Annotated in this window: 25 protein-coding genes; 10 read left to right on the top strand and 15 right to left on the bottom strand. The window is 56.3% G+C overall.

The genetic code is table 11. The annotated features are described in order from the left end of the window. Window positions 1-24: 24 nt before the first annotated feature. A complete protein-coding gene (locus tag ACO06L_RS08510; protein ID WP_053112840.1) occupies window positions 25-237 on the top strand; it encodes a hypothetical protein in 213 nt (70 codons plus the stop codon). 25 nt (window positions 238-262) lie between these two features. After that, window positions 263-931, top strand: coding sequence for a thiaminase II (gene tenA, locus ACO06L_RS08515; protein ID WP_202348303.1), 669 nt, complete (start codon window positions 263-265; stop codon window positions 929-931). A 40-nt stretch (window positions 932-971) separates the two neighbouring features. Here tenA and ACO06L_RS08520 read toward each other — a convergent pair whose 3' ends face one another. Next, complete coding sequence (locus ACO06L_RS08520) at window positions 972-1,451, bottom strand: NADAR family protein (RefSeq protein WP_202348302.1); 480 nt, start codon at window positions 1,449-1,451, stop codon at window positions 972-974. Between the two features lie 97 nt (window positions 1,452-1,548). Further along, window positions 1,549-2,241, bottom strand: a complete 693-nt coding sequence (gene mtgA, locus ACO06L_RS08525) for a monofunctional biosynthetic peptidoglycan transglycosylase (RefSeq protein ID WP_202348301.1) — start codon at window positions 2,239-2,241, stop codon at window positions 1,549-1,551. A gap of 110 nt (window positions 2,242-2,351) precedes the next feature. Here mtgA and ACO06L_RS08530 point away from each other — a divergent pair, with 110 nt between their 5' ends. The 4 genes from ACO06L_RS08530 (at window position 2,352) to ACO06L_RS08545 (ending at window position 6,683) form a co-directional block, all read left to right on the top strand. Then, window positions 2,352-2,681, top strand: a complete 330-nt coding sequence (locus tag ACO06L_RS08530; protein ID WP_064227786.1) for a 2OG-Fe(II) oxygenase — start codon at window positions 2,352-2,354, stop codon at window positions 2,679-2,681. Beyond that, window positions 2,678-3,895, top strand: coding sequence for a polyhydroxyalkanoate depolymerase (locus ACO06L_RS08535; RefSeq protein ID WP_202348300.1), 1,218 nt, complete (start codon window positions 2,678-2,680; stop codon window positions 3,893-3,895). The genes ACO06L_RS08530 and ACO06L_RS08535 overlap by 4 nt, the downstream gene beginning before the upstream one ends. A gap of 108 nt (window positions 3,896-4,003) precedes the next feature. Beyond that, the gene (fabG, locus tag ACO06L_RS08540; RefSeq protein WP_202348299.1) at window positions 4,004-4,747 is read left to right on the top strand and encodes a 3-oxoacyl-[acyl-carrier-protein] reductase; all 744 of its coding nucleotides are present in this window, start codon (window positions 4,004-4,006) and stop codon (window positions 4,745-4,747) included. 25 nt (window positions 4,748-4,772) lie between these two features. Beyond that, window positions 4,773-6,683: a PHA/PHB synthase family protein gene (locus ACO06L_RS08545; RefSeq protein ID WP_202348298.1), complete on the top strand. Its 1,911-nt coding sequence runs from the start codon at window positions 4,773-4,775 to the stop codon at window positions 6,681-6,683. Here the strand turns inward: ACO06L_RS08545 and ACO06L_RS08550 are convergent. After that, window positions 6,661-7,380: a DnaJ domain-containing protein gene (locus tag ACO06L_RS08550; protein WP_202348297.1), complete on the bottom strand. Its 720-nt coding sequence runs from the start codon at window positions 7,378-7,380 to the stop codon at window positions 6,661-6,663. The genes ACO06L_RS08545 and ACO06L_RS08550 overlap by 23 nt on opposite strands. A gap of 46 nt (window positions 7,381-7,426) precedes the next feature. Continuing rightward, on the bottom strand, window positions 7,427-8,122 hold the full coding sequence (locus ACO06L_RS08555) for a VWA domain-containing protein (RefSeq protein WP_202348296.1): 696 nt from the start codon (window positions 8,120-8,122) through the stop codon (window positions 7,427-7,429). Window positions 8,123-8,213: 91 nt separating this feature from the next. Here ACO06L_RS08555 and ACO06L_RS08560 point away from each other — a divergent pair, with 91 nt between their 5' ends. Beyond that, window positions 8,214-9,086, top strand: a complete 873-nt coding sequence (locus tag ACO06L_RS08560; RefSeq protein ID WP_202348295.1) for a hypothetical protein — start codon at window positions 8,214-8,216, stop codon at window positions 9,084-9,086. A 35-nt stretch (window positions 9,087-9,121) separates the two neighbouring features. Here the strand turns inward: ACO06L_RS08560 and ACO06L_RS08565 are convergent, their stop codons facing one another. The 4 genes from ACO06L_RS08565 to ACO06L_RS08580 form a co-directional block, all read right to left on the bottom strand. Further along, window positions 9,122-9,550, bottom strand: coding sequence for an organic hydroperoxide resistance protein (locus ACO06L_RS08565; protein WP_064227779.1), 429 nt, complete (start codon window positions 9,548-9,550; stop codon window positions 9,122-9,124). A 42-nt stretch (window positions 9,551-9,592) separates the two neighbouring features. Further along, complete coding sequence (locus tag ACO06L_RS08570; RefSeq protein ID WP_064227778.1) at window positions 9,593-10,087, bottom strand: MarR family winged helix-turn-helix transcriptional regulator; 495 nt, start codon at window positions 10,085-10,087, stop codon at window positions 9,593-9,595. A 100-nt stretch (window positions 10,088-10,187) separates the two neighbouring features. Further along, a complete protein-coding gene (locus ACO06L_RS08575) occupies window positions 10,188-10,643 on the bottom strand; it encodes a GatB/YqeY domain-containing protein (RefSeq protein ID WP_202348294.1) in 456 nt (151 codons plus the stop codon). 124 nt (window positions 10,644-10,767) lie between these two features. Then, a complete protein-coding gene (locus ACO06L_RS08580; RefSeq protein WP_202348293.1) occupies window positions 10,768-12,360 on the bottom strand; it encodes a BCCT family transporter in 1,593 nt (530 codons plus the stop codon). A gap of 232 nt (window positions 12,361-12,592) precedes the next feature. Here ACO06L_RS08580 and ACO06L_RS08585 point away from each other — a divergent pair, with 232 nt between their 5' ends. Continuing rightward, window positions 12,593-13,486, top strand: a complete 894-nt coding sequence (locus ACO06L_RS08585) for a patatin-like phospholipase family protein (protein ID WP_202348292.1) — start codon at window positions 12,593-12,595, stop codon at window positions 13,484-13,486. 90 nt (window positions 13,487-13,576) lie between these two features. Next, window positions 13,577-14,245, top strand: coding sequence for a glutathione S-transferase family protein (locus tag ACO06L_RS08590; RefSeq protein ID WP_064227774.1), 669 nt, complete (start codon window positions 13,577-13,579; stop codon window positions 14,243-14,245). Between the two features lie 11 nt (window positions 14,246-14,256). Here ACO06L_RS08590 and ACO06L_RS08595 read toward each other — a convergent pair whose 3' ends face one another. The 7 genes from ACO06L_RS08595 to ACO06L_RS08625 all read right to left on the bottom strand — a co-directional run bounded on the left by ACO06L_RS08595 (window position 14,257) and on the right by ACO06L_RS08625 (window position 22,692). After that, window positions 14,257-15,039 (bottom strand): alpha/beta fold hydrolase, encoded by a 783-nt coding sequence (locus ACO06L_RS08595; protein ID WP_227716100.1) that lies wholly within the window; start codon window positions 15,037-15,039, stop codon window positions 14,257-14,259. A gap of 42 nt (window positions 15,040-15,081) precedes the next feature. Further along, complete coding sequence (locus ACO06L_RS08600) at window positions 15,082-16,155, bottom strand: hypothetical protein (RefSeq protein ID WP_064227772.1); 1,074 nt, start codon at window positions 16,153-16,155, stop codon at window positions 15,082-15,084. Window positions 16,156-16,184: 29 nt separating this feature from the next. Further along, the gene (locus tag ACO06L_RS08605) at window positions 16,185-18,203 is read right to left on the bottom strand and encodes an ABC transporter ATP-binding protein (RefSeq protein ID WP_064227771.1); all 2,019 of its coding nucleotides are present in this window, start codon (window positions 18,201-18,203) and stop codon (window positions 16,185-16,187) included. A 1-nt stretch (window position 18,204) separates the two neighbouring features. Next, window positions 18,205-19,125 carry an ABC transporter permease gene (locus ACO06L_RS08610; protein WP_064227770.1) on the bottom strand — a complete coding sequence of 307 codons (921 nt, stop codon included), beginning with the start codon at window positions 19,123-19,125 and terminating at the stop codon, window positions 18,205-18,207. A gap of 21 nt (window positions 19,126-19,146) precedes the next feature. Further along, the gene (locus tag ACO06L_RS08615; protein ID WP_064227769.1) at window positions 19,147-20,064 is read right to left on the bottom strand and encodes an ABC transporter permease; all 918 of its coding nucleotides are present in this window, start codon (window positions 20,062-20,064) and stop codon (window positions 19,147-19,149) included. Then, window positions 20,064-21,617: an ABC transporter substrate-binding protein gene (locus tag ACO06L_RS08620; protein WP_064227768.1), complete on the bottom strand. Its 1,554-nt coding sequence runs from the start codon at window positions 21,615-21,617 to the stop codon at window positions 20,064-20,066. The genes ACO06L_RS08615 and ACO06L_RS08620 overlap by 1 nt, the downstream gene beginning before the upstream one ends. A gap of 151 nt (window positions 21,618-21,768) precedes the next feature. Next, window positions 21,769-22,692: a LysR family transcriptional regulator gene (locus tag ACO06L_RS08625; RefSeq protein WP_064227767.1), complete on the bottom strand. Its 924-nt coding sequence runs from the start codon at window positions 22,690-22,692 to the stop codon at window positions 21,769-21,771. A 144-nt stretch (window positions 22,693-22,836) separates the two neighbouring features. Between ACO06L_RS08625 and ACO06L_RS08630 the strand changes: the two genes are divergently transcribed. After that, entirely contained in the window at window positions 22,837-24,087 is a 1,251-nt protein-coding gene (locus tag ACO06L_RS08630; RefSeq protein WP_202348290.1) for a porin, read from the top strand. Window positions 24,088-24,215: the final 128 nt, after the last annotated feature.

Genomic DNA, 24,215 nt, shown 5'->3' on the forward strand with positions numbered 1-24,215 from the left:
TCAAATCGCACGAGGAGTATGCCAATGGCCGACGAAGACACGCTCACCGCCCTGAAAACCGCCTTTACCTTCATGCCCCAGCCGGTCGAGATCAACCGGTTTGAATACGGAGATGATGCTGACAGAATTCTGGCTCAGGTAAATTTTGTGCGGGAAGTACTGATCAGTCACGGCATTGATCCGGAAGAAGTCTCCGGCGAAATCAACCCGGACTCGTCACCCAATTCCTGTTACTGAGCCGACACTGTTTCCAGGAGCAAGCATGCCTTATCAGTTCGAAGACCTGAAAAAGAGCTGCCAGAACGAATGGCAGGCCTACATCGAGCACGGCTTTGTGCAGCAACTCGGTAATGCGACATTAGCGCCAGAAGCGTTCCAGCATTACCTGAAGCAGGACTACCTGTTCCTGATCCAGTTTGCCCGTGCCTTTGCTCTTGCAGCCTATAAAAGCCCGACACTGTCGGACCTTCGCCAGGCAAAGGAGGGTTTGCAGGCCATCGTGGATGTGGAACTGGATCTGCACGTCAGCTACTGCAAGGAATGGGGCATTTCCGAACAAGAGCTGGCCGACCTGCCGGAAGCCCGAGCCACGCTGGCCTACACCCGCTACGTTCTGGACACCGGCAACCGGGGCGACCTGCTGGACCTGCACGTGGCCCTGTCGCCGTGCATGGTGGGCTACGGTGAAATCGCCAACTGGCTGAACAGCCGGGCAGAAACGATTCGGGGTGAGAACAACCCCTACGATGCCTGGATCGCCATGTACGAAAGCGAAGAGTTCCAGGACGCTACGCAGGCAGAGATCAGCTGGCTCAACGAGCGACTGGCCGAAGCCTCCCCTGCCCGCTTCAAGGAACTAACCCGGATTTTCAGCGACGCCACCCGGCTTGAGATCGATTTCTGGGAAATGGGCCTGAAGCAGAGCGATTGACCTGCACTACTGGTGTGGCAGGTGGCGCGCAGGTTGAAGCTCAATCCTGCGCTGCCCGCTCCTCCCGCAACCTGGCCCGCACATTCATCAACACTTTCCCATAACGATTTTCGCCCCGCCGATCCCGGCCACAGCCCCAGAAATAATCGAAATTGCTGTTTTCAACGATTTTCGTCTCGCCGGTATCCAGCAGAGCCTCCGCCAGCTCGGGATGGGTTCGGCAGCGCACGTAGATCCCCCGTGTCATAACGGTTTCGCGCACCTGCTTCCAGTCCCGCCGCAGGCTCTTGTGGCGCTTGCGCCCAAGCTTTCCGGCCTTTCCAGGCGTATCGGCGTTGCGCACCTTTTCCTGGCGGTTATCGTCGGTAAACTTCATGCCCTGGAAATAGTGTTCCACGGTTGGCCAGACTTTGCCTTCCAGCTCAAAACTATAGGGGGCATGGGTGCCTAGCGGGTTTTCCGGGTCGGTTCGAGACATAAACAGGTCGTTTTCGCCATTGTCGTCTGGGAAAAGAGCCATTGTTGCAATCCTTGAGAAGAAAAGTGGTATTGAGTTCCCCCCAGTATCAACGAGTCAAAGCCAATGGTCACGCCAATAAATCTGCCTACCAGCCAGACTAGAGATCATGCAGATATCCAGCACCAAGCTGCGCAATCTGGCCCTGAATCCAGGACACTCGCTCCAACACATACGAGGATGGCGAATTGACACTCAAAACCTTTGGATTCGGGAGCACGGCCGCGAGCAGAGCGGCCTGGTACTCGGTAAGGTGACGGGCGGGCTTGCCAAAGTAAGCCTGGCTGGCAGCTTCAACGCCATAAATACCGGGACCAAACTCGGCAATGTTCAAATAGACTTCCAGTACCCGCTGTTTTGACCACAGGCCGTCTATAACAAGCGCCAAACCCGCCTCGATGGCCTTGCGAATGAAACTACGCCCGTTCCAGAGAAAGAGGTTCTTGGCCGTTTGCTGGGTGATGGTGCTCGCCCCTCGAAGCCCCTCGCCCGCCCTGTATTCGGACAAAGCCTGGCGAATGGCTTCAAAATCCACGCCCACATGATGCGGGAATCGCTGATCCTCGCTGGCAACCACTGCCAGGGGCATCCAGGGTGAGATCTCGCGCATGGGCACCCATTCCTGAGCGAGGGATTTGCCCGTGCTTTGAATCTGATAGCCCAGCATGAAGGCCGACGTGGGTGGATTTACAAACCGGAACATCAGAACCACCAACAGGATCAGCACGATAGCGCCAGCGCATAGCAGCAAAAACCATCGCAAAAGCTTGCGACCACCTGATGCTCTGGTCATCAGTTCAAATCCTCATCTTTGTATGAGCAAGTTCCCGGCCATAATTGACCAACGCGCAGCATAGCGCGCAAACTGCTGCTAGTGACTCTGCAAGAGCGTATGCCACTACCATGCCTGCAAAAGTAAGAACCCGGATTCTCTTTAATTCCAGACGCCTGAATATATACCTGGTCCGATATCCAGAAGGCCACAAGGTAGGGCCGCACGTGGACATGATTTCCGAGGGCCGGCTCTACAAACTCAATTGGGTTCTGGCCAAACCCAAAGCCGGTGGCGAATTCATCTGCGACAAGAACATTTTCAACCTTTTTGGAAGATTGTATCTGTTTCGCCCGGATCTTTATCAGCATCGGGTATCAAAGATCGAGCGCGGAAATCGATGGCTGTTAAGTTTTGCGTTGACTTCCGGACTCCATAACTCAAGCAGGACAGTATCATGATGTATTTTGCCCATGAAATGAGCCGCGCTGCGCTGATGCCCTTGCGCATGATGACAGACACACAGAGCAAATTGCTCAGGCATCCTCTCAGCCCCCTGTCCCGCTTGCCGGGCGCTCGCAGTATTGCTTCGGCCTACGGTGTGTTCGGCGATCTGACTCGACGCTACCCGAAACCGGCCTTCAATCTGCACACAACAGTGTGCGATGGGGAGGAGGTCGACATCACTGAAGTCATCGTCAAACGCAAACCCTTTGCCCAACTCAAGCATTTCCAGCGCAGCGTATCCCGCCCCGATGACCCGAAACTCCTGATCGTTGCGCCCTTGTCCGGGCACTTTGCCTCACTGCTGCGTGGCACTGTGAAGGAAATGCTGCCAGACCACGACGTCTACATCACCGACTGGCGTGATGCCTGCAGGGTGCCTCTCTCCGCGGGCGACTTTGGGCTGGACGACTATATCGACTACGTTATAGATTTTATTGAACAGCTTGGGCCAGACACCCATGTATTGGCGGTTTGCCAGCCCGTAGTGCCGGTGCTCGCAGCCACCGCCCTCATGGCCGAAGATAAAAACCCGGCGACACCGCGTTCGCTGGCTCTCATGAGCGGCCCCATCGACGGACGCATTGATCCCACCGCACCCTGCGAACTGGCCACCAAACACAATCTCGCCTGGTTCCGGCGCAACCTGGTTCACCCGGTACCCGCGCCCTATCCAGGAGCCATGCGGAAAGTTTATCCCGGCTTTCTGCAACTGACCGGGTTCGTGAACATGAACTTCGACCGCCACGTTGATGCCTACCGGGGCCTGTTCAAGTCCATGCGTGACAAGGAAGTCGAAAAGATCAGACGTCATCGTGAATTCTATGACGAATACCTCGCGGTCATGGATCTTCCGGCCACCTATTACCTGGACACTATCCAGCGTGTCTTCCAAGAGTTTCACCTTGCCCGGGGCTGCTTCATGCACCGGGGCCGAAAAGTGAATCCGGCGGCTATCGAAAAAACAGCACTGATGACGATTGAAGGCGAGAAGGACGACATTTCCAGCCCCGGGCAGACCCGCGCTGCTCACGACCTATGCGTGAATATTCCGGACGCCAGACGGCTGCACCACCTGCAAGAGAGGGTTGGCCACTACGGTGTCTTCAACGGCAGCCAATGGCGCGGATCCATTGCGCCGCGACTAAAGACATTCATTCGCAATGCGTGACAGGCGTCACATTTTCTTGTCGCGATTCAGGTGCTCTGCTAGCTTGAATGAGGTGATCAATAATAAGGAATAACAATCAGAGCGGCCCACCGCTCCAGGGAGGATTTCATGCAGGATCTAAAGGGCAAGGTCGCCCTCGTAACCGGTGCCTCACGCGGTATCGGTCGTCACATCGCACTGCAACTTGCCCAACGCGGCGCCGACGTCGCCATCAACTACCGCTCCCGTCAGCCTGAAGGCGAAGAGGTTGCCAAGGAAATCGAGGCAACCGGCGTCCGGGCACTCTCTTTCAAAGCAGACCTGTCCAAAATGCCGGAAGCGCGGAGCCTGGTTCGTCAGGTTCAGGACCAGTGGGGCCGCATAGACATTTTGGTGAACAACGCGGGCATCACCAAAGACAAGTCCATGAAAAAACTTACCGACGACGATTGGAACGACGTGCTCGACACCAACCTGGGCAGCGTCTACGCCACCTGCTCGGAAGTGTTGAAGATCATGATGGACCAGAAGTACGGCCGCATCATCAACATCACGTCTTTCGTCGGGCAGGCCGGCAACTTCGGGCAAGCCAACTATGCGGCCAGTAAGGGCGGCATTATCGCGTTTACCAAGACCCTGGCACTGGAAATGGCAAAGTACAACATTACGGTCAACGCCATTGCCCCGGGCTTCACAGAAACCGAAATGCTGGCTCAGGTTCCGGAGAACATCCGCGAACAGATCATTGCCCGGGTTCCCATGGGTCGCTTTGGCAAACCGGAGGAAATTGCCCGCGCCGTGGTTTTTCTGGCCGCAGAGGGGGATTACATCACCGGCCAGCAGATAAACGTTAACGGCGGCGTTTACATGTAACACGTGAAAGGCAGAAGGCGAAAAAATGGCTGATAAACCAATAAAAAAGCAATCAACGCCTGACTTCGAACCCAATGTGGTAAGCCGCTCTCTGGCACGAGTGGGTGTCCATGGTGGCCACCTGCTCAAGCGCTCCATAATGCGCCGTTTGCGCGGTGGCCCGCCGAATCCGGCCAGCGTCGGGAGCATGACAAAACCCTTTGTCACCCTGACCGGCAAACTTGCAACCCAGCCTGACACGCTTCTCTTTGCGCAGATGCGACTGCTAAAGGACACCAGTCTGTTCTGGTCTGGCCTGCTGGCCAGCGGTATAGGCAAGAAACCATTGACTGTAGCCGAGCCGGAGCCCGGCGACGGCCGCTTCCGGGATCAGGCCTGGAACGACGTCATAGCCTTCAACGCCGTCAAGCAGGCCTACTTACTGTCAACTCGCTGGGTTATGGACACTATTGACGATGTCCGGGATATGGACGAACACGATAGACAGAAAGTCCGTTTTTTCACCAGCCAGATGACCGATGCCCTCGCCCCGAGCAACTTCATTCTGAGCAATCCGGAAGTATTACGCACAACCGTCAAGACACGGGGAATGAACCTGCTGCGAGGCCTGGCAAATCTGCTTCGCGATCTGGACGAAGGCAAGGGCCCCATGCCTTTCCGCATGTCCGACCCGGACGCCTTCGAGGTGGGGGACAACCTTGCCAACACACCTGGCGACGTGGTGTTCCAGAACGATCTGATGCAACTCATCCAATACCGGCCGACCACCGAGACCGTCCATCGCCGGCCTTTGCTGGTGATACCGCCCTGGATCAACAAGTACTACATCCTCGATCTTGGCGAGAAAAAATCCTTCATTCGTTATTGGGTGGAACAGGGGCACACCGTGTTTGTGGTTTCCTGGGTGAATCCCGGTCCAGAGCTGGCACACAAGACCTTTGAGGATTACATGCTCGAAGGTCCGGTTGCCGCCATGGAAGCCATTGAGCAAGCGACGGGTGAGCGAGAAATCAATACTGTCGGCTACTGCATCGGCGGCACCCTGCTGGGTTGCACTCTGGCCTGGCTGGCTGCTCGCGGGGATGATCGCGTAAAAAGCGCGACGTTTCTAAACAGCATGATGGATTTCTCGGACGTCGGAGATCTGGCTGTCTTCATCGACGAGGACTCGATCGCCAAAATCGAGAAGGCCATGAACAAGCAGGGCTATCTTGAAGGCGCCTCCATGGCAACGGCCTTTAACATGCTGCGGGCCAACAGCCTGATATGGTCGTTTTTCGTCAATAATTACCTTCTCGGCCGCGACACGGCCCCCTTTGACCTGCTTTACTGGAACTCGGACGCCACTCGCATGCCAGCGGCCATGCACAGTTTTTACCTGCGCAATATGTATCTGAACAACCGGCTGCGTGAACCCGGTGGCATTACCCTGGCCGGCACGCCGATCGATTTGAGAAAGGTGAAGGTCCCAAGCTACTTTGCATCCGCCATTGAGGACCACATCGCACCCTGGGTCTCCTGCTACAAAGGCGCAAGTAACCTGGGCGGCCCACTGCGTTTTGTGCTTGGCGGCTCAGGACACATCGCTGGCATCATCAATCCGCCCGAGAAGAAGAAGTACGGTTATCGCCTGAACGAAGACAACCCATCCAACCCGGAGGAATGGCTGAAAGGTGCCGAGCAGTTCGAAGGTTCCTGGTGGCCAGACTGGGTAGCCTGGGCTGAACAGTTCAGTGGCGGCCAAGTGAGTGCACGCACTCCCGGAGAGGGCAATCTGCCCCTGATAGAGCCCGCACCGGGAGCCTACCTGCGCAACGAGCCGGCACCGCCAACCCCGGCAGCCCGGAAGCGGCGGCAACCGCCACAAAAGAAATCGGCGTCTGATAAGCAGAAGGCCACATCATCCGAGAAAGTCAGCCCAACAGGCACTCTTTAGCCTCATTGATACGTGCCGCCAGATAATTGCTGCCACCATGGTCCGGGTGCAGCTTCTGCATCATCCGCCGATGGGCTTTGATGATTTCTTCTCGACTTGCCCCCGGCTCGAGCCCCAGAATGTCTAGCGCTTCGCTCTCGTTAAGCGGGCCGCTAGTATTGCCATTATCGCCCGACTGATCGTTTTCAGAGGCAGCAGCATCGTCTGCTCGCCAGGAGTCTCCGAACCGGCGATCCAGGTAGGTTTCAAGGAGGCGGGCGGAATCCTCATCCTGGCCGCGGCAATAGCGTAGTAGTTCAAGGAACTCGGTTTCGCTCAAGTCTGCCAGCTCTCTCCCTTCCATCGGGCCTTTGATGATTTTGCCGCTCATGGTTCCTGAGTCGTGGTCCAGAGTCATTTCCAGAATATCGCTGGACACATAGGACTGGTTGCCAGATTTGGCCTTGGTACCACCCGCCATACCACCAAGCCCTCCGCGCAACAGGGAGGGCAGCAAGCGACGCAACAGTGGATAAAGAAATGCCAGCCCTGCGAACAGGAAATGCAGACGCCCGGTCGCAGCCAGCAACACCACTACGCCGATACCCGCCAACAAAGCAAGCTTGAGAATGGCGGCATTGCGCTGGCTGGCCGGCTGGTTACGCAACCAGATCCAGGCAACAACCGCAACAACGATGGCAACAAGCGTTAATGGCACTCAGTTACTCCGGGCTTACAGGCCCCTCAGTGGATGTCTAGCAGCGCTACCGGATCTGCTTGGTCAGGCGCTTCACTTCAGGAGAGCTACGGCTGGAAAAGTCCTGCAACGCCTTCGCTCCCCCGGAAGCATAGACCGCAACCGCCGCCATAAGATCCTTCAGAACCTGAGGACTGTTACGATCGAATGGCGCGTATGCGCCTCCAGACAACTTGCTCACCTGCTGGAAGACCGCTCTGGCATGGGCATCGTTGCCCTCGTGGAACATAAACACCGGCGTGCGCAACATGCCCAGTTCACCGGCGGTATGGCAAAGCTCATCCACCGGTTCCTCGCAGCAGTCTCCGATAAACACCACCGCCTTGACGGGCTTTGAGCGGGTCTCCTTCACCGCATGGGCCAATACCCGGCTGATCTGGGTACGGCCGCCCAGGCAGCAAACACCGTTCATCAGGTTCAGCAGTTGGCCGGTCTCGGTCACAAACCCCGTGGCCTTGAACTCGCCAAAGCCTCGGTAATAACAGAGCTGAATGGCCAGCCCGCCCAGATCGCGAGTTGCCATAAACAGCTCGCTCTGCAGGTGGCAGGCCTGGTCCCAGGTTGCTTCCCGGCTTGCGGTCGCGTCCAGCGCGAAAATCAGCCGCCCCCGCCCGCCGCCCTGTTTAGGCAGCGTGCGAACCTCGTTGATAAACTGATCGATCGCCTGTTTGTCGGATCGGGTGCGTAACTCTTTGTCGGACATAGGCTCCTGAAAATCGCAGCGACTGAAGAATCTGACGCTAAAATAGTAGGGCATAGATCGCGCAATTCACAGGCTTGGCAAGAGGCAACGCATGGTGAAATCAGGGCGCTGTTATCGAATCAGGCGTTTGGCCACATCCCGGTTTATCCTTCTGGCCCCGCTTCTTTTCGTCTCTCTCGCGCTGCCATGCGTGGTGCAGGCCTCAAACAACGTTTACCTGCTCTATCGGCAATGGCAGCCCTACGATTGGCCGGAGAATCAGCCATCTGCCAACGAGGTGACCCGTTCGCAGCGCGGGCTCGGCTGGCAAAAACAGGGCTCTGCCGGCACTTTCGGTATCGATTACGATTACCAGCCACTACGCATCCGCACCGGCGACCCGGCCCACAACGGGCACCTGCATCGGTTAACCTTCGGTGGTGAATGGCAGCATCAGCTTTACCGCCTGGAAGCACAGGCCGGCATTGCCGGCACCTCCAACATGTTCAAGTACCAAGACTTCCACAGTGATATGGTAAACGGCCGTATGGCTCTGTTTCGGGCCCTGGATGAGACCAGCGACCTCAGCTTCGGCATCGGCGGTGACCATCGCTTCGGATCTTTCCAATGGCTTCCCAGGGTACGCTGGCAACAGAGCAACGAACGTGGGCACTGGTTGTTCGATCTGCCGGTTTTGATCCAATGGCAAAGCCCCGTGCAGCTTTGGGAGTTTCGGGTAGAGCGAAACGGAGATCGATGGGCCACGCTGGATAAGGCCAGGGAAATTGAAAGCGCGCTCTATTTAGAAGAGTGGAGAACAGAACTGACGTACCGGATTCACGACGGAGGCGGAGCCTGGCCGGCAGTGGTTGTTGGCGTAGGCGCCAGTGTGGATACCCGTGTCCGGTATGAGGACCTGAACACGGGCACGGTGGATCTGAGCCTGGGTGAGGCGCTGCTGGCCAGCCTCAGGCTCGATTGGTAGATCCAGAAGCAGAGCCTGACTCTACCAACCGGGTATCAGTCCACCCGGTTCAGTGTTACATCAATGTTGCCACGGGTTGCGTTGGAGTAAGGGCAAACCTTGTGAGCTTCATCGATCAGCTTCTTGGCCTCGGCATCATCCATACCGGGCAGGCTGATGCGCAGTTCCACCTCGATGCCAAACCCATTGGGAATCTGGCCAATGCCAACAACACCTTCGATGGAAGCATCTTCCGGCATCTTAAGCTTGTCACGACCGGCTACAAACTTCATCGCGCCGATGAAGCAGGCAGAGTAACCTGCGGCAAACAGCTGCTCCGGGTTGGTTCCCTTGCCTCCGGCACCGCCCATTTCTTTCGGCGTTGCCAGCTCGACATCGAGAATACCGTCTGAAGAAATGGCCCGGCCGTCACGACCACCGGTTGCTTCTGCATGGGCTCTATACAACACTTGTTCGATAGACATAACGCTTTCCTCTCTGCTTTGGATTTAAACAGGAATGCCTGTTCAGGCACTCTCTGCAAGATGAGTATCCAGATGACTGTGCAAGCGGTTTCTCAATGCACAGAGCTCGGTCTTCAAACCCTCCAGTTCGGCCAGTGAACAACCAGATGCACTGGCTACCCGCTGCGGTACCCCGACTGCTGCTTGCTGGAGACTCCGGCCTTTCTCCGTGAGGCGAACGATCACCTGCCGCTCATCCTCCGGTGAACGCTGGCGAACCAGTAACCCGTGTTTCTCAAGCCGTTTGACGAGGGGCGTCAGAGTGCCGTAATCCAGAAATAAACGCTCCTTGAGGGTCGACACCCGAATACCATCCTTCTCCCACAACACCAGCATTACCAGGTACTGCGGATAGGTCAGCCCAAGCTCGGTCAGTAGCGGCTTGTACAGTTTGGTCATGGCTAAAGACGCGGAATAGAGGGCAAAACACATCTGCCGATCCAGTGTCAGCAGATCTGCGCCGGGAATCGATTGATCTGAAGATTCATGCTCTGACATTTAAATTGCTCGCGATTACCTTGTGCACGATTTAAATTAACCAAATAGTAGTCAGTTTGCAACCCCCGCCAGTCTCGGCCAGACGGGGGGCGAATCAGAATCAACCCGCCAGAGCGGACCTCACCTTCTTGCTCAGATGGCCCATTTCAACCCGACCAAGCACTTGAGGCTTGAGCTCGTTCATCACTTTGCCCATATCCTGCATCCCCTGGGCGTCGGTTGAACTGATGGCCATTCGGATCAACCCATCCAGGTCATCCTCGTTCAGGGCCGCGGGCATGAACTCCTCAATGATCACCATTTCAGCACGCTCTTTGTCGCCCAACTCTTCACGGCCGGCGTCATCATACTGGCTCGCGGCGTCGCGGCGCTGTTTGAGCATCTTGTCCAGCACCTTAAGAACATCCTCGTCGTTGAGCTCGCGGCGTTCGTCAATCTCGATCTGCTTCACCGCAGACTGGGCCATGCGCAGGGTAACAAGCCGGGTTTTATCCTTGTTCCTCATTGCCTCCTTTACCGCACTGTTCAGTTGTTCTTTCAGAGTTGGTGCTGTCATTTCCGGTCTCCTGTTTGTTGGGGCCTTTTCAGTTTACATGGGGACAGAATCCGGAAAATACAAAGGCCCATTCGGTGAGGGACCTTTGACGTCGTAGGAGGGTTTGCAGGGGGCAGCCTGCCATTTACATCTTACCTTCCGCGATCAGCAAGCGGCGTTCGTGATGAAGGCCCTTGAACAGGCTATACATCATCACCAACAGCACCAGGGTAAAGGGTAGCCCAACACTCAGGGCGCCGGCCTGCAAGGCGCTCAGCGCTTCCTTTCCGCCCACAAACAACAGCACACCGGCAATCGAACCTTCAATAACTGCCCAGAAAATACGCTGAGCTTTCGGGGCGTCGGTCTTGCCACCTGACGTGATGCTATCAATCACGAGCGAACCTGAATCTGAAGAGGTCACAAAGAAGGTCAGCACCAGCGTAATCCCGATAAAAGAGGTAATCCCCGAAAGAGAAATATTCTCTAGTGCCTGGAACATGGCCAGCGATACATCGGTCAGCCCCTCGGACGCCAGCACCCCAATGTCGTTCTGAACCTGATGGAGCGCGCCGCCACCGAAAGCGCTCATCCAGAACAGCGTGATGATGGTCGGAATGATCAGCACGGCGGTGACAAATTCACGTACCGTGCGGCCATGGGACACACGAGCGATAAACATACCCACGAACGGTGACCAGGAGATCCACCAGGCCCAATAGAATACAGTCCAGCCGTGGAACCAGGTGGTATCTTCTTCGCGGCCAAACGGATTGCTGAGTGCAACCATGTTGGAGGCGTAAGACACAGACGTATCCCACAGCCACTGGAATACAGCAAGCGTGGGGCCGGCAAAGATGACAAACAAGAGCAGCAACCCTGCCATCACCATATTGGCGTTACTCAAAATCCGGACACCGCCGTGAATGCCTCGAATCACAGAAAAGGTGGCAACGGCCGTAACGCCGGCAATGACGCCCACCTGAATATTCAGGCCTCCCTCAATATCGAACAGGTAGGAAATACCCGATGCCGCCTGTTGGGCACCAAAGCCGAGCGAGGTCGCAAGACCAAAGATCGTTGCCAGAACAGAAACGGTATCGATCACGTTCCCCGGCCAACCCCAGACCTTGTCCCCGAGTATCGGGAAAAAGGCAGAGCGGATGGTTAACGGCAGGCCCTTGTTAAAGGCAAAGAAAGACAATGAGAGCCCGACAATCGCATAAATCGCCCAGGGATGCAGGCCCCAGTGGTACATGGTTGCCCCCATGGCCAGGCGCGCACCTTCTGCGGTGTTAGGCTCAACGCCAAGCGGCGTTCCATACCAGTCAGTGTAATAGGCAACCGGTTCGGCAACCGACCAGAACATCAACCCGGTCCCCATGCCTGCCGCAAACAGCATGGCAAACCAGGACAGCAGAGAGAACTCAGGTTTGGCGTCAATCCCGCCAATCCGAATCTTACCCACCGGCATGAAGATCAGTGCCAGGCAGAAGAGAACAAACAGGTTTGCGCTGAGAAGAAAGCCCCAGTCGAAGACAGCGATCGCACCATTCTTGGCGCTATCGAGCAATTCCTTTGCACCCGAAGGAAAAATGAGTGTTCCGACAACAAAGGCAACGATCAGGAATGCGGTTAGAGGAAACACGATGTTGTGGATATCAAATCCAAACTTCTCGATATTATCCTGACCTGCTACATAATCGGTCTGATAATCATCTTTAATGACGTCACCCAATGTGAGGACTCCTATGACTGCAAAATGCGGCAGTCGGTTGGAAAATTTGCCTCCTTAAGTGCTACGCCAATATTTTGAACTCTAAGAATTAAAATTTCCAACGTGTCTCCGGAACTCAGGCCAAGGCCCCTCGGTAAACACACATACAACTTCATTCGAATCAGGCTGAATCAAACACGCCGCTTACTCTGGTAGACTTTACCTCCTCGAACACGGCAACAGGCCCACGACCATGAGACTCAACCCCTTCAACACCCGGATCGGCCTGGCCCTGGGGGGCGGCGCGGCAAAAGGCATTGCCCACATCGGCGTTCTGAAGGCTTTCGAGGAAGAGCAAATCAGAATTCACTGTATTTCCGGCACCAGCGCAGGCGCCCTCATCGCGAGTTATTACGCCTTCGGCCGCCCGGCGGAGTCCATCCTTTCCATATGCTCGACCCTGAACCTCTCGAAAATCATCAACTTTACCTTCGAGCGTGGTGGCCTTTTCAGCACCAATGCCATTCGGGAGATGATCCACCATGACCTGGGGGATGTCAGGATCGAAGACGCCGAGATTCCCCTGGCCATCTGCGCAACGGATATCGAAACCGGCGAACAGCTGATCTTCCGGGAAGGCAACCTGGCGGATGTTGTTTGCGCGTCCATGGCAGTGCCCGGCCTGTTTGTACCGGTAGAGATCGATGGGCGAACACTGGTGGACGGCGGGCTGGTTGAGAATGTGCCTATTTCACCATTGGCGAAAATGGGGGCGGGAATAACTGTGGCGGTGGATCTGAGCCATGTCAGCCGATACCCGAAACCGGACAACACCTTCGATGTCATCACCAACGCCATCAATATTGGCATCGATTTCAACACCCGCAAGCAACTCAGGAACGCCGACATAGCCGTGCCGCTGGATCTGAGCAGCTACAGCCTCACCAACAACGCAGACCGTGTTGAGGAGTTGTACCTCGAAGGCTATCACCCCATGAAGAAAAAGATTCGACAGGTGCTCTGGTACAAGCGGATGCACCTCGCCATCAGTCTTCTGAAAACAACCCGGACATTAATGCCCTTCAAGGTGCCGGAGATTCTCAAGGAACTCAAACGCCACGGCTTTGCGGTGCGCAATCGGCATTAGCCACTCAATCACCATCACCGGTGAACCAAAACGCTCTTCGAAGCCTACTCTTCACACCCGATCATTTTTCAATGCGAATGGAGCTTGCGCATGATTACAGTCCACCACCTCAACAATTCCCGCTCACAACGCGTTCTCTGGATGCTGGAAGAGCTGGGTGTGCCCTATGAGATCAAGCATTACCAGCGTGATCCCAAAACCATGCTGGCGCCGGAAAGCCTCAAAAAGGTACATCCTCTGGGCAAATCTCCGGTGATTACCGATGGAGATCTGGTGGTGGCCGAATCCGGCGCCATTATTGAATACCTGGCCCACACCTACGGCAAAGACACGATGCTGCCCGAGAGCGGCGGCCAGGCCTGGCTCGACTACACCTACTGGCTGCACTATGCCGAGGGCTCACTGATGCCGCCACTGGTTATGCGTCTGGTGTTTGAAAAGGTCAAAACCAGCCCGATGCCGTTCTTTATAAAACCGGTCGCCAAAGGCATTTCAGACAAAACCAATGAAATCTTCATCGGCCCGATGATCAAGACCCATCTGGATTTTGTGGAAGGCCACCTGGCGAAAAATACCTGGTTCCTGGGTGACAAACTGAGCGCTGCGGATATCCAGATGAGCTTCCCTCTCGAGGCCTCGGTAGCCAGAGGTATCGTCGGCAGAAACCGCCCTCACATCACCGGTTGGGTGAAACGGGTTCACGCCAGACCGGCTTATCAGAAGGCGTTGGAGAAAGGCGGTGACTACGACTTTGCCTGAATGACAGGTTGTCACGACCCCAGCAGGAAGTCCGAGACGACAGCGTTAAAACGCTTCGCGTCTTCAAGGTAAGGCGCATGGCCCAAGCCACTCAATTCCAGGTGTTGGACATCCGGAATATGCTCCAGTAGCGGCTCGGCCTTTTTCAGCGGTGCCACCGAATCCTTGTCGCAGGTGATGACCAGAGTCTTTGCCTTGATTCTTGCCAGCTCTGGTATCAGGTTGGCGGTCTGGATGGCCCAGGCCGCATTCACAACACCATCCGGCCGGGATTCGGCCGCAATGGCTGCAACCCGCTGGAACAGTGCCTCGCTGGTTTCATCCGGCAACATGCCCTTGGCGCGTCGCCTGCCGTATTCCTCCCTGGGCAGCTCTTCCAGTTCACGCAACCTGCGCTGGTAGCGCTCATTGGCACCGTCTGTCAAACCGTGGCCGGGGTGCGTACATGAGAGAACCAGTCGCCTCACGAGCTCGGGTTTCATGATGGCTACTTTCATGGCCACCAGCCCCCCCATGGAATGCCCGACCAGATTGACCGGTCTGGTGGCACAGGTCTCAAGAAACTCGATGGCGACTTTTGCAAGCTCTGTAACCGAATCACCAGCAACATCGGACTGCCCATAGCCCGGTGCGTCCCAGGCCCACATCTTCATTGATGCTGCCAGGCCCGACAGCTGGTCAACCCAGCTCGATCCGTTACCATTAAGGCCGTGAAGGAAGAGCACCGGCGTACCGCTGCCGTTTTCCAGATAGCTAAGCCGACCATGCGCGAGGCGTACAATCGATCGGGGCATTTGCTTTTCCATAGTGGTCCCTTCGCTCATAGTTGGGTGTCTTCAGAACGGAGATTCTTCACCGTCGTCTGAGCCTTTCAGCAATTCGTTTTCTTCTCCGGAATCACCGTCCGAGCGATAGGACTCGTTCAGCTGCATATCGTCAGTGAACAATGGCTCCTCAGCCTTACCCTCCAACAAGTACTCGGCCCCGGCTTCCGACATTTTGCGACCGCTGTGGCCAATGCCGTAGACGGTTTGCAGCTCCCAGTTGTATTCCGTGTTCAGCTTTTCGGCCTGTTCCCTGTTCACCCGGTAAAAGTTTTTACCCTTCTCGAGGCGATGCGCGCCCTGGGCCCTGGCAATCTCAAGCTGGCTCAGCAGACGATGAGAGGTATCGTCATCATCGGTGCCCAGCATGATCACCAGGTGATGCTTGTAGGACGCTTTCAGGTCCTCAGGCTCAACACCGGTGTTCTTCAACCCGTAACGCAGTGGCAAGGTCCAGTCCGGGAAAGTGTATGTGCCTGAGTTAGCGGCGATGCCCGTGCCTATGCGGGCCTGGGGATACAGCATGATCATGCGGGTAACAAACTGTGCGCCACTGCCATGGCCCCAGATATCGTAGGTCTCAGCATCCAGATTGAAGTGGTTTTTCAGTTCATCGAATGCCCGTTCAAAGGCAGCAAAGGAGGTCTGCTCCACGGGCACCCGCTCACCCTTGGTTTCGTCTGTAGAATCGGAATCCGGCGTTACCCAGTTACCGGTCTGATACCCCCAGCCCGTAGGAAAGTCTTCGTCTGAAATCTCCGGAGCAACGATCAGTACGCCGTACTGTTTTGCGTAAGCGCCCCAGTAATCACGGTATTTGTCGGCGTCGCGACGACCGCCGTGCATCACCATGATGACCCGTGTGTCGGGTGTGATCTGATCGGGTCGGGAATACCAAAGCCGCATGTCCACCGGCTTGGCATCAGTGCCAGCAGAGACCACAAAAGAGCCGTAGCTCTCAAAGGTTTCCGGCTGAAAGAGCTCAGATTCGGATTCTTCGCTGTATGCCGCACTACCGGGTTGCACCGAGGCACAACCGGAGAGGACTGACATAAGCCCTACTAGAAATATGGCGATGAGTTTCATGGCACAGGTCCTCTGTTTTGTTGTTTGGTTCAGGGTTTCAACTGGCTGCCGGCGGTTTTTGCTTTCCAGCACTGAACCAGCGTGTTGTCGATGAGCTCCGGCCCCGGAGCCTGTTCACGGCATTGCTGCCCGGCAATGGGGCAGCGTGGGTGAAACGGGCACCCGTTGGGACGATTCATCGGATTCGGAAAATCGCCGGACAAGCCTGGATCAGGCACGCTCTCGCCCGGAGAAATACTCAGCGCGGAATCCATCAGCGCATGGGTATAGGGGTGCTTCGGGCTGGACATTACCTGGTCACGCTCGCCGCATTCGACGATTTCGCCCAGGTACATCACCGCTACCCGATCCGCCATGTGCTGAACCACAGAAAGGTTGTGGGTTACGAACAGATAGGTCAGATCCAGCTCGTCCCGCAGGTCCAGCAGCAGGTTCAGGATCTGGGCCTGTACCGAAACATCCAGAGCCGAGGTAGGCTCATCGCAAATCACTACTTCCGGATTCAGGATTAGCGCACGTCCGATGGCCGCACGCTGGCGCTGACCACCGGAAAGCTGATCGGGGTAGCTGTTAAATACCCTTGAGGGCAGGCCGACCAGTTCCATCATCTTCCGGACCTGCTGGTGTTGTTCTTGTGTCGAGCCAATGCCGTGAACAACCAAGGGCTTGGCGATAATCTCGCCGATGGTTTTCCGGGGATTCAGAGAAGAATATGGATCCTGGAAAATCGGCTGGATCATGCGGGCCCGTTCCATGGGCGGCAGGTTTCCAATCCGCTGGCCATTGAGCGTGACGAACCCGGTTGAGGGAGCCTGCAGACCCATGATGGTTCGGGTCAGCGTGGTTTTGCCACAGCCTGACTCGCCCACCAGTGCCAGGACCTCGCCCTTTTTCAGGGTCAGGCTGACGTCATCCAGTGCCTGCAGCGGTTTGCGCTTGCCGAAGAGGCCCCGGCGCACTGAAAAGGTACAGCTGACGTGGTCCACCGTCAGAATGTCTTCGGCCCCGCGACAATCGGTTTTTCCGGTTCTTTCACTGCCGACTGGCTGCTCCGCAGTTCCTTCTCCTTGCTCAATTTCAGGCTCATGGCACACAAAGTACCTGCCTTGATGGAGCTTCTTTGTTGGCGGATTCGTTGTCCTGCAAACATCTGCCGCCCTCGGGCACCGGGAAGCAAAGGCACAGCCCGAGATCTCGCCGGTCATGGCAGGAACAATACCCGGAATAGCCCCGAGCCTTTGCTGGCTGTGCCCCTGGTAGCCAGGCACACACTCCAGTAACCCTTTGGTATAGGGATGGCATGGGTTTTCCAGTACCTCGGCGGTCTTGCCGGTTTCGACAATATCACCGGCATACATAACCGCTATGTTGTCAGCAGCCCGCGACACCACACCCAGGTCGTGGGTGATCAGAATCATGGACATGCCGAATTCCCGCTGAAGGTCTCGAAGCAGATGCAGGATCTGGGCCTGGATGGTCACGTCCAGAGCCGTCGTGGGCTCATCGGCAATCAACAGTTCCGGCTCGTTCATCAGGGCCATGGCGATCATCACCCGCTGACGCTGACCACCGGACAATTCATGGGGGTACTGCTTAAGCCGGCTGGCAGGGTCTGGCAGGCCTACCTTCTCCAGCAGGTAGATTGCCCGCTTTTCGGCCTCTGCGTCGGATACCTTCCTATGCAGCGTCATGGTTTCCTTGAGCTGCCGGCCGATCGAATACACCGGATTCAGGCTGGTCATCGGCTCCTGGAAAATCATGCCGATGCGCTGGCCCCGGATCTTGCTGGCCAGCTCCCGCTCGGTGGCGTGAGTCAGGTCACTGCCATCAAAGTCGATGCAGGACGCCTGTCGGCGGGCAGCCGGTGGCAGAAGGTTCATCAGTGCCAGGGCTGTCATGGACTTGCCGGAGCCAGACTCGCCCACAATACCGAGGGTTTCGCCCCGTTTGAGTTCCAGGCTGATGCCCCGCACTGCATGCAGCGTGCTGGAATCGGTCGGAATATCGACTGACAGATCCTGGATATCCAGAATGGATGCAGTGCTCATATCAATTCCTCCGATTGGTAACGGTCACGTCCCGCACGCCATCGCCCAGCAGGTTGATGGCAATAACGAGAATGAACAGTGAGATGCCGGGCAGGATCACCAGCCAGGGCTGGAAGAACATCGCCTGTTTGCCTTCAGCGATCATCAGGCCCCAGGACGGAATGGGCGATGGAATGCCCAGGCCGAGGAATGACAAGGTGGCTTCGTTCAGGATGGCCACCGCCACCTCGAGGGTGAAAATCACCATGATCTGGTTCACCAGGTTCGGCAGCACTTCCTTGACCGCAATCTGGAACCTGCTGCACCCCATGGCCTGAGCCGCAGCAACAAAGTCCAGCTCGCGCAGTCGCAGAGTTGCCGACCGGGTGACCACCAGATAGAACACCCAGTGCGTCGCGCCAATCACAAAGATCACCACCGTTATTGACTGGCCAATCACGAACACCAGAGCCATGATCAACAGCAGGCTGGGTACCGCTAGTTGGCAAGTCACGAGGAAGTTCACTGCCTGGTCCAGCCAGCCGCCGAAGTACCCGGCGATGAGACCAAGGGTGACACCGATGATCATGCCAATGGTGGCAGCACCAATGCCGATGGTCATGGAAATGCGCGCGCCGTAGATGATTCGGCTGAGGTAATCCCGGCCAAGATGATCAGTACCCAGCAGGTATTCCCAGCTGCCACCCTCAACCCAGACCGGTGGCAACATGCGCATCGGAAGGTTCTGAAGGTATGGATCATGGGGCGCCAGCCACGGAGCAAACAGGGCAAACACAGCCATCACCAGCAGAATGCCGAAACCAATTTTCAGGCCATAGTGATTGCGGGCACGCTTCAGGGCGGCCATGGTCGGACTCAGGCCCAGGCCGGTCTCTTCCGAATCGATGCGAGATTCGTCGGCGGTCAATTCAGACGGACTCATAGTGTTTCTAACAGTCATGGTTCACCCCATCCGAATCCGTGGGTCAAGCCAGGCGTTGATCAGATCAGCCGCCAGCGTGAGCAGTACAAAAGTCAGTACAAAGATCAGGATCAGAGACTGCACTGTCGGAATGTCCGAGTTAAAAATGGACTCCACGGCAAGGCGGCCGAGGCCATTCATGCTGAATACCGATTCGGTTACCACCGAGCCGCCCAGCTTGTGGCCAAGTTGCACTGCCAACACACTGACGATGGGCAGCAACGCGTTGCGCATGGCCTGTTGAAGAATCAGCCGGTAGCCGACGAAGCCTTTGGCGCGAGCGGTGCGAATGTAATCAGAGGAGAGCACGTCCAACAGCCCGGTTCGGGTCAGGCGCATCACCGCCGGCACCGAACTGGCGCCAAGCACCAGGGCGGGCAGTACGTAGTGTTTCCAGGTGGCGTCGCCAGACACCGGGAAGATCGGAAAGGTCACCGAAAACAGGATGATCAGCATCAGGCCCAGCCAGAAGTTCGGAATGGCCTGCGCGGATACCGCCGTCGATAGTGCAAACCGGTCAACCCAACTGTTGGGTTTCAGCGCGGCACTTATCCCCAACGGCAGTGCGATCAGGATGGTGACACCCAATGCGGAGAGCGCCAGCACGATGGTGACTTTGGCGTGCTCCTTGATCAGCTCTACCACTGGCTGTTTCCAGAAGTAGCTCTGGCCAAAATCGCCCTGAAGGGCACTGCCTAGCCAATCCCCGTACTGGACAGACACCGGCCGATCGAAGCCGTACTGCTCGCGAATGTCGTCAACCATCTCCTGGGGCGCATCTTCACCGGCAATGGTCTGGGCCGGGTCCGTTGCGAAATGGAACAGAGCGAAGGTGCCGAAAGACACGGTAAGTGCTACCAGCAGGGCCATCAGCCCACGTCGAAGGATATAGTTAAACATTATTGGTCGCTCCAGCTGGCTTGCCAGAAACGCGGAACGCCGTCTTTGGGAACCGGGAACTCAAGCCCCGGCGACAGCAGGTAGTTTTGGCTGTAGGAAAACATGGGAACCCAGTAGGCCTGCTCGGCAATGCGATTCAGGGCCTCCCTGTAAAGGCGTTTGCGCTCAAGGGGATCAATGGTGCGTTCGGCCGCCAATACGGTTTCGGCCAGTTCTTCGTCATCGGTGTAGTTGCGGGCAGAACCTGCTGCGAAATGCACCCCGGTGGAGGCGGAAGCATCGGCGGTGCCGCCACTGCCGTATGAGGCGAAGAAGGCTTCCATGTCTTTGTCGTTTCGTACTTTGGCGAACACATTGAGCTTCACAAACCGAAGATCAACGTCCAGACCGATCGCCTTCAGGTCGCTGACGACCGCCTCGGCAATGATCTTCTCGCGGTAGGCCCACAGCTTGAAGGAAAAACCATTGGGGAAACCGGCTTCTTTCAGAAGCTGTTTCGCCTTTTCGGGGTTGTAGGGATAGACAGGCCCGTCCGCATTGCAGCCAAACTGCCGCGGGTGACAGGCGTAGGGAACCACCTCTGCACTACCGCGCACCAGGTATCGGGTGATTTCCTCCCGGTTGATAGCGTGGTTGATCGCCTGACGCACCTTGAGGTTGGTAAACGGGCTGTCCGGGTCTGAATAGCCGGCAGCGTCCAGGGTAATGTAGCCAATGCGGATATCGTTGCCTTCCTTGCGCTCTACGCCCGGAAGGTGGCTGATGTTATCGGCCACATCCGGCGGCACCCCCATCATCATGTCTATGCCGCCGCTGAGCAGCTCCGCCTGCTGGGTTCCCTGGTCGGGAATCACCCGGAATACCATGGTTTCAATGGCCGGATTGGCTTTCGGGCTAGTGTGGTAGTAACCCTCGAAGCGCTCGATCACAATTTCTCGGCCGGCGCTGAACTCTTTGATCCTGTATGGGCCGATACCATTGAGTGGCCGGTCTTCGGCCGCGTTATCCATGCCATCGGCGCCCTCATAAGTACCTTCCTTGCGGACCGGAATGCTGATCGCCATGTCCCGCAGCGCCATGGGATATGGTAGATGGAGATTAAAGCGCACCGTTCTCGGCCCGGTTTTCTCGACACTCTCAAGCCACGACTGAATCACCGGTCCACGGCTGGTGTCGGACTCGTCATCGAGTACCCATTCAAAGGTATAAACCACATCGTCGGCGGTCAGCTTGCTGCCATCGTGGAAACGCACATCATCCCGAACGGTGACATCCAGCGTGGTTTCGTCGACCCATTCATAAGACTCAGCGGCCAGTGGTTCGAACTCGAGGGAATCGGGGTTCACATAAAACAGACCGTCGTCGGTCAGCCGGGAGAGGATCAGGCCTTCGCGCTGAATCGAATACAATCGGTCGACGGTGGTGAGTGGCTTTTCAAACGCAACCACCAGAGTGTTGTCATCCTTGCCTGCGTTTGCGCACACCGGCAACAGGCCAGCGACGACCAAGCTTATCAGTCGATTTTTGAATGGCACCGGGGTCCGGGTCCTCATCTCTCCTCCTGATTGTCATTATTTGGAGAATCTGATCAGCCCACCCTGGCAAGGTTCATTGACGGGCGATCATTGAATGAGGCCAGTTTAGGTAGGGCGAATTGATTTTAAAATTGAATATAAGTCATATTTCTATGCAATTAATGCATCCTTAATCGGTGTCGCCTGTCATCACGGCGTGCTCCCCCAGCGACTCACGAACCTGGTTACTCAGGCAACGAACCAGGCTTTTGGTCGCCGGTGTCTCCTCAAAGCCTGGCGGGAAAAGCAGAACAAACTGAAGTCTGTAGGAGGGGTTCAGGGGCAAAAGACTGTACCGGCTCTCGTCCACCGCCAATGCTGCCAGTCGGTCAATAATGGTTACCCCCAAACCCTCCACCACCATCTGGCAGGCCAGCACACTGGAGGTTGTTTCGATTTTGCAGGTGAGTTCTACACCGGCGGAATGAAAGATCTCTTCCATCTGAAAGCGGGGACGCAGTCCCGGCGCCAAAGCGATAATGTCGTGTTCCGCCATCTGCTCTGCCGTTACCGACTCCAGCAGCTCCAGTGGATGCCCCTTTGGCACCATCACCATGGCATCAGTATCAAAGAAGGGCCGCTGGATCACTGACGGATGGTTGCAGGGCTTGGTCAGTGCCACTGCAATATCGTAATGCCTGCCCGCCACCCATTGTTCGATATCACGATGGCCTCGAACGTCTACACTAAAACGCTGTTCGGGATGTTCTGCCACGAACCGGGCGAGCGCCGGAGAAACCAGGCTATTCGCAAGCCGCGCCAGTGCCACAATACGAAGGGTGCGAGTGCCACCATCCTTGATTTCCCGCACGATGCGCGGCAAATCATCGAGGTTGGCCAGAATTTTTTCCGCCTCTCGATAGAACTCCTTGCCCTCCGGTGTAAGCACCAGACGGCGCTTCTCCCGCTTGAACAGTTTGAGCTTCAGTTCGTCTTCAAGCGTAGAGATCAGGCGACTGGTTGCTGGCTGGCTCAGATTCATCACAGACGCCGCCGCCACCAATGAGCCATGAATTACCACCGCACGGAAGCACCTCAACTTTTTGATATTCATGTTGATCTCCGGATCAGATGCAGAAAACGCATATATCTATCTAATGTTTTCAATTTACATAGGTATCAACTGTAGCCGATAAAGAGGGTGTCAACACAGAAAACGCCACTGAGCAATCAGTACAAAACAAAAACCGGAGGCAATATGAGGTTTTCAAAAACGCTGCTGGCGGCTGGGATTTTCAGCATTGCAGCATCCCCGGCATCGGCCCTTGAAGTGGAAGTAGGTGGCCAGGTTAACCGGGCAATCATGTACGCGAAGGACGGTTACAACGCGAACGAACTGGGGCTTGGTTCTGATACCGAGATCTATCATGTGGACAACCGCAACAGCCCGACCAGGTTCAACATCGGCGGTACCCAGCGCATTATCGATGGCTGGACCGCCGGGGCTCTGATCGAAGTCGGCGTATTCGCCAACGCGTCCAATGATGTCGATCCCGCCCAGAAGAATACCGGCCCGGAAATTGATGAGCGGATCACCGATGCGTTTCTCGACACTCCTTACGGCAAGCTCACAGTAGGCCTTGGCGAAGGCGCCGCCTACAATGCCGGGCGCCGGGATTATTCCGGCACGGGCGTGATCAGTTTCCGCAACCCCAGCCTGATTGGCGGCGAACTCCGGTTTGCTCTGAAACCATTCCCGGCATCGTTTCGCTCCAGGCCGAACAGGACGCCCCCTGAAACCAACCCCTTTGACGAAGCCAACCCGTTCGGCAACGAGGTGAGCATTTCCGGGAGTATTCGAGATTACAACTTTGAGGGCCGCCACAACCGTATCCGTTACGACAGCCCTCGCATCGGCCCGGTAACCATCTCCGTGAGTGCCGGCCATGACGGCGACGACGGCCAGGATTCCATTCTTCAGATGGGCGTTAAATCCGGCTTGCGGGTTCCGGGCGGCCGAATGCTGATTGGCGCAGGGTATTCCCGCTCAACCCAGAACATCGACAATCTCAGCAGCGACGAACCAGACGTAAACACCTACGGCGGCTCCGTATCTTACTTCCACAGTGATACCGGCCTGAACCTCTCGCTGGCTGCCGTGAACCGCGCAGAGAAGCTTACCCCGGAAGAAGCGACTGACACCTTTGACGCCACCGACTCAGAGCTTGGCCAATTTCGCTATGTAAAGCTGGGGTACCGCCCGAACCGGACGCACGCATTCGACATCCATTACGGCGAAACCCGGGATCGGAACAAAAACGACGAGAAGGGGTCTGTTATTGGTGTCGGCTACGTATTCAGCCCAACCGATCTGTTTGACGCCTACGCCGGCGCAAAGATTCACAGCCACGAGCGGGCCGAATGGTGCACCACTTCCGGCAACACCTGTTATGCGCCGGAGTATGAGGACATTATTCTGGTTGCGACTGGCTTGCGAGTGAAATTCTAGAACACTCCACACAGCGTCATTGTTGTGGTCTTTTGCCCCTGCCATGCAGGGGCTTTTTTATAGAAGCCTTGGGCATCATGCTCAAATGTTCAGTTCAATTTCTCGATGCCATTGCACGTCGCTTTGCC

The organism is Marinobacter sp., from assembly GCF_965229985.1.
Classification (GTDB): Bacteria; Pseudomonadota; Gammaproteobacteria; order Pseudomonadales; family Oleiphilaceae; genus Marinobacter.

Bases quoted from the DNA above. Each gene is read 5' to 3' on its own strand.
- ACO06L_RS08510 (WP_053112840.1), top strand. From the start codon at position 25: ATGGCCGACGAAGACACGCTCACCGCCCTGAAAACCGCCTTTACCTTC.
- tenA (WP_202348303.1), top strand. From the start codon at position 263: ATGCCTTATCAGTTCGAAGACCTGAAAAAGAGCTGCCAGAACGAATGG.
- ACO06L_RS08520 (WP_202348302.1), bottom strand. From the start codon at position 1,451: ATGGCTCTTTTCCCAGACGACAATGGCGAAAACGACCTGTTTATGTCT.
- mtgA (WP_202348301.1), bottom strand. From the start codon at position 2,241: ATGACCAGAGCATCAGGTGGTCGCAAGCTTTTGCGATGGTTTTTGCTG.
- ACO06L_RS08530 (WP_064227786.1), top strand. From the start codon at position 2,352: ATGCCTGCAAAAGTAAGAACCCGGATTCTCTTTAATTCCAGACGCCTG.
- ACO06L_RS08535 (WP_202348300.1), top strand. From the start codon at position 2,678: ATGATGTATTTTGCCCATGAAATGAGCCGCGCTGCGCTGATGCCCTTG.
- fabG (WP_202348299.1), top strand. From the start codon at position 4,004: ATGCAGGATCTAAAGGGCAAGGTCGCCCTCGTAACCGGTGCCTCACGC.
- ACO06L_RS08545 (WP_202348298.1), top strand. From the start codon at position 4,773: ATGGCTGATAAACCAATAAAAAAGCAATCAACGCCTGACTTCGAACCC.
- ACO06L_RS08555 (WP_202348296.1), bottom strand. From the start codon at position 8,122: ATGTCCGACAAAGAGTTACGCACCCGATCCGACAAACAGGCGATCGAT.
- ACO06L_RS08560 (WP_202348295.1), top strand. From the start codon at position 8,214: ATGGTGAAATCAGGGCGCTGTTATCGAATCAGGCGTTTGGCCACATCC.
- ACO06L_RS08565 (WP_064227779.1), bottom strand. From the start codon at position 9,550: ATGTCTATCGAACAAGTGTTGTATAGAGCCCATGCAGAAGCAACCGGT.
- ACO06L_RS08570 (WP_064227778.1), bottom strand. From the start codon at position 10,087: ATGTCAGAGCATGAATCTTCAGATCAATCGATTCCCGGCGCAGATCTG.
- ACO06L_RS08575 (WP_202348294.1), bottom strand. From the start codon at position 10,643: ATGACAGCACCAACTCTGAAAGAACAACTGAACAGTGCGGTAAAGGAG.
- ACO06L_RS08585 (WP_202348292.1), top strand. From the start codon at position 12,593: ATGAGACTCAACCCCTTCAACACCCGGATCGGCCTGGCCCTGGGGGGC.
- ACO06L_RS08590 (WP_064227774.1), top strand. From the start codon at position 13,577: ATGATTACAGTCCACCACCTCAACAATTCCCGCTCACAACGCGTTCTC.
- ACO06L_RS08595 (WP_227716100.1), bottom strand. From the start codon at position 15,039: ATGCCCCGATCGATTGTACGCCTCGCGCATGGTCGGCTTAGCTATCTG.
- ACO06L_RS08600 (WP_064227772.1), bottom strand. From the start codon at position 16,155: ATGAAACTCATCGCCATATTTCTAGTAGGGCTTATGTCAGTCCTCTCC.
- ACO06L_RS08605 (WP_064227771.1), bottom strand. From the start codon at position 18,203: ATGAGCACTGCATCCATTCTGGATATCCAGGATCTGTCAGTCGATATT.
- ACO06L_RS08610 (WP_064227770.1), bottom strand. From the start codon at position 19,125: ATGAGTCCGTCTGAATTGACCGCCGACGAATCTCGCATCGATTCGGAA.
- ACO06L_RS08615 (WP_064227769.1), bottom strand. From the start codon at position 20,064: ATGTTTAACTATATCCTTCGACGTGGGCTGATGGCCCTGCTGGTAGCA.
- ACO06L_RS08620 (WP_064227768.1), bottom strand. From the start codon at position 21,617: ATGAGGACCCGGACCCCGGTGCCATTCAAAAATCGACTGATAAGCTTG.
- ACO06L_RS08625 (WP_064227767.1), bottom strand. From the start codon at position 22,692: ATGAATATCAAAAAGTTGAGGTGCTTCCGTGCGGTGGTAATTCATGGC.
- ACO06L_RS08630 (WP_202348290.1), top strand. From the start codon at position 22,837: ATGAGGTTTTCAAAAACGCTGCTGGCGGCTGGGATTTTCAGCATTGCA.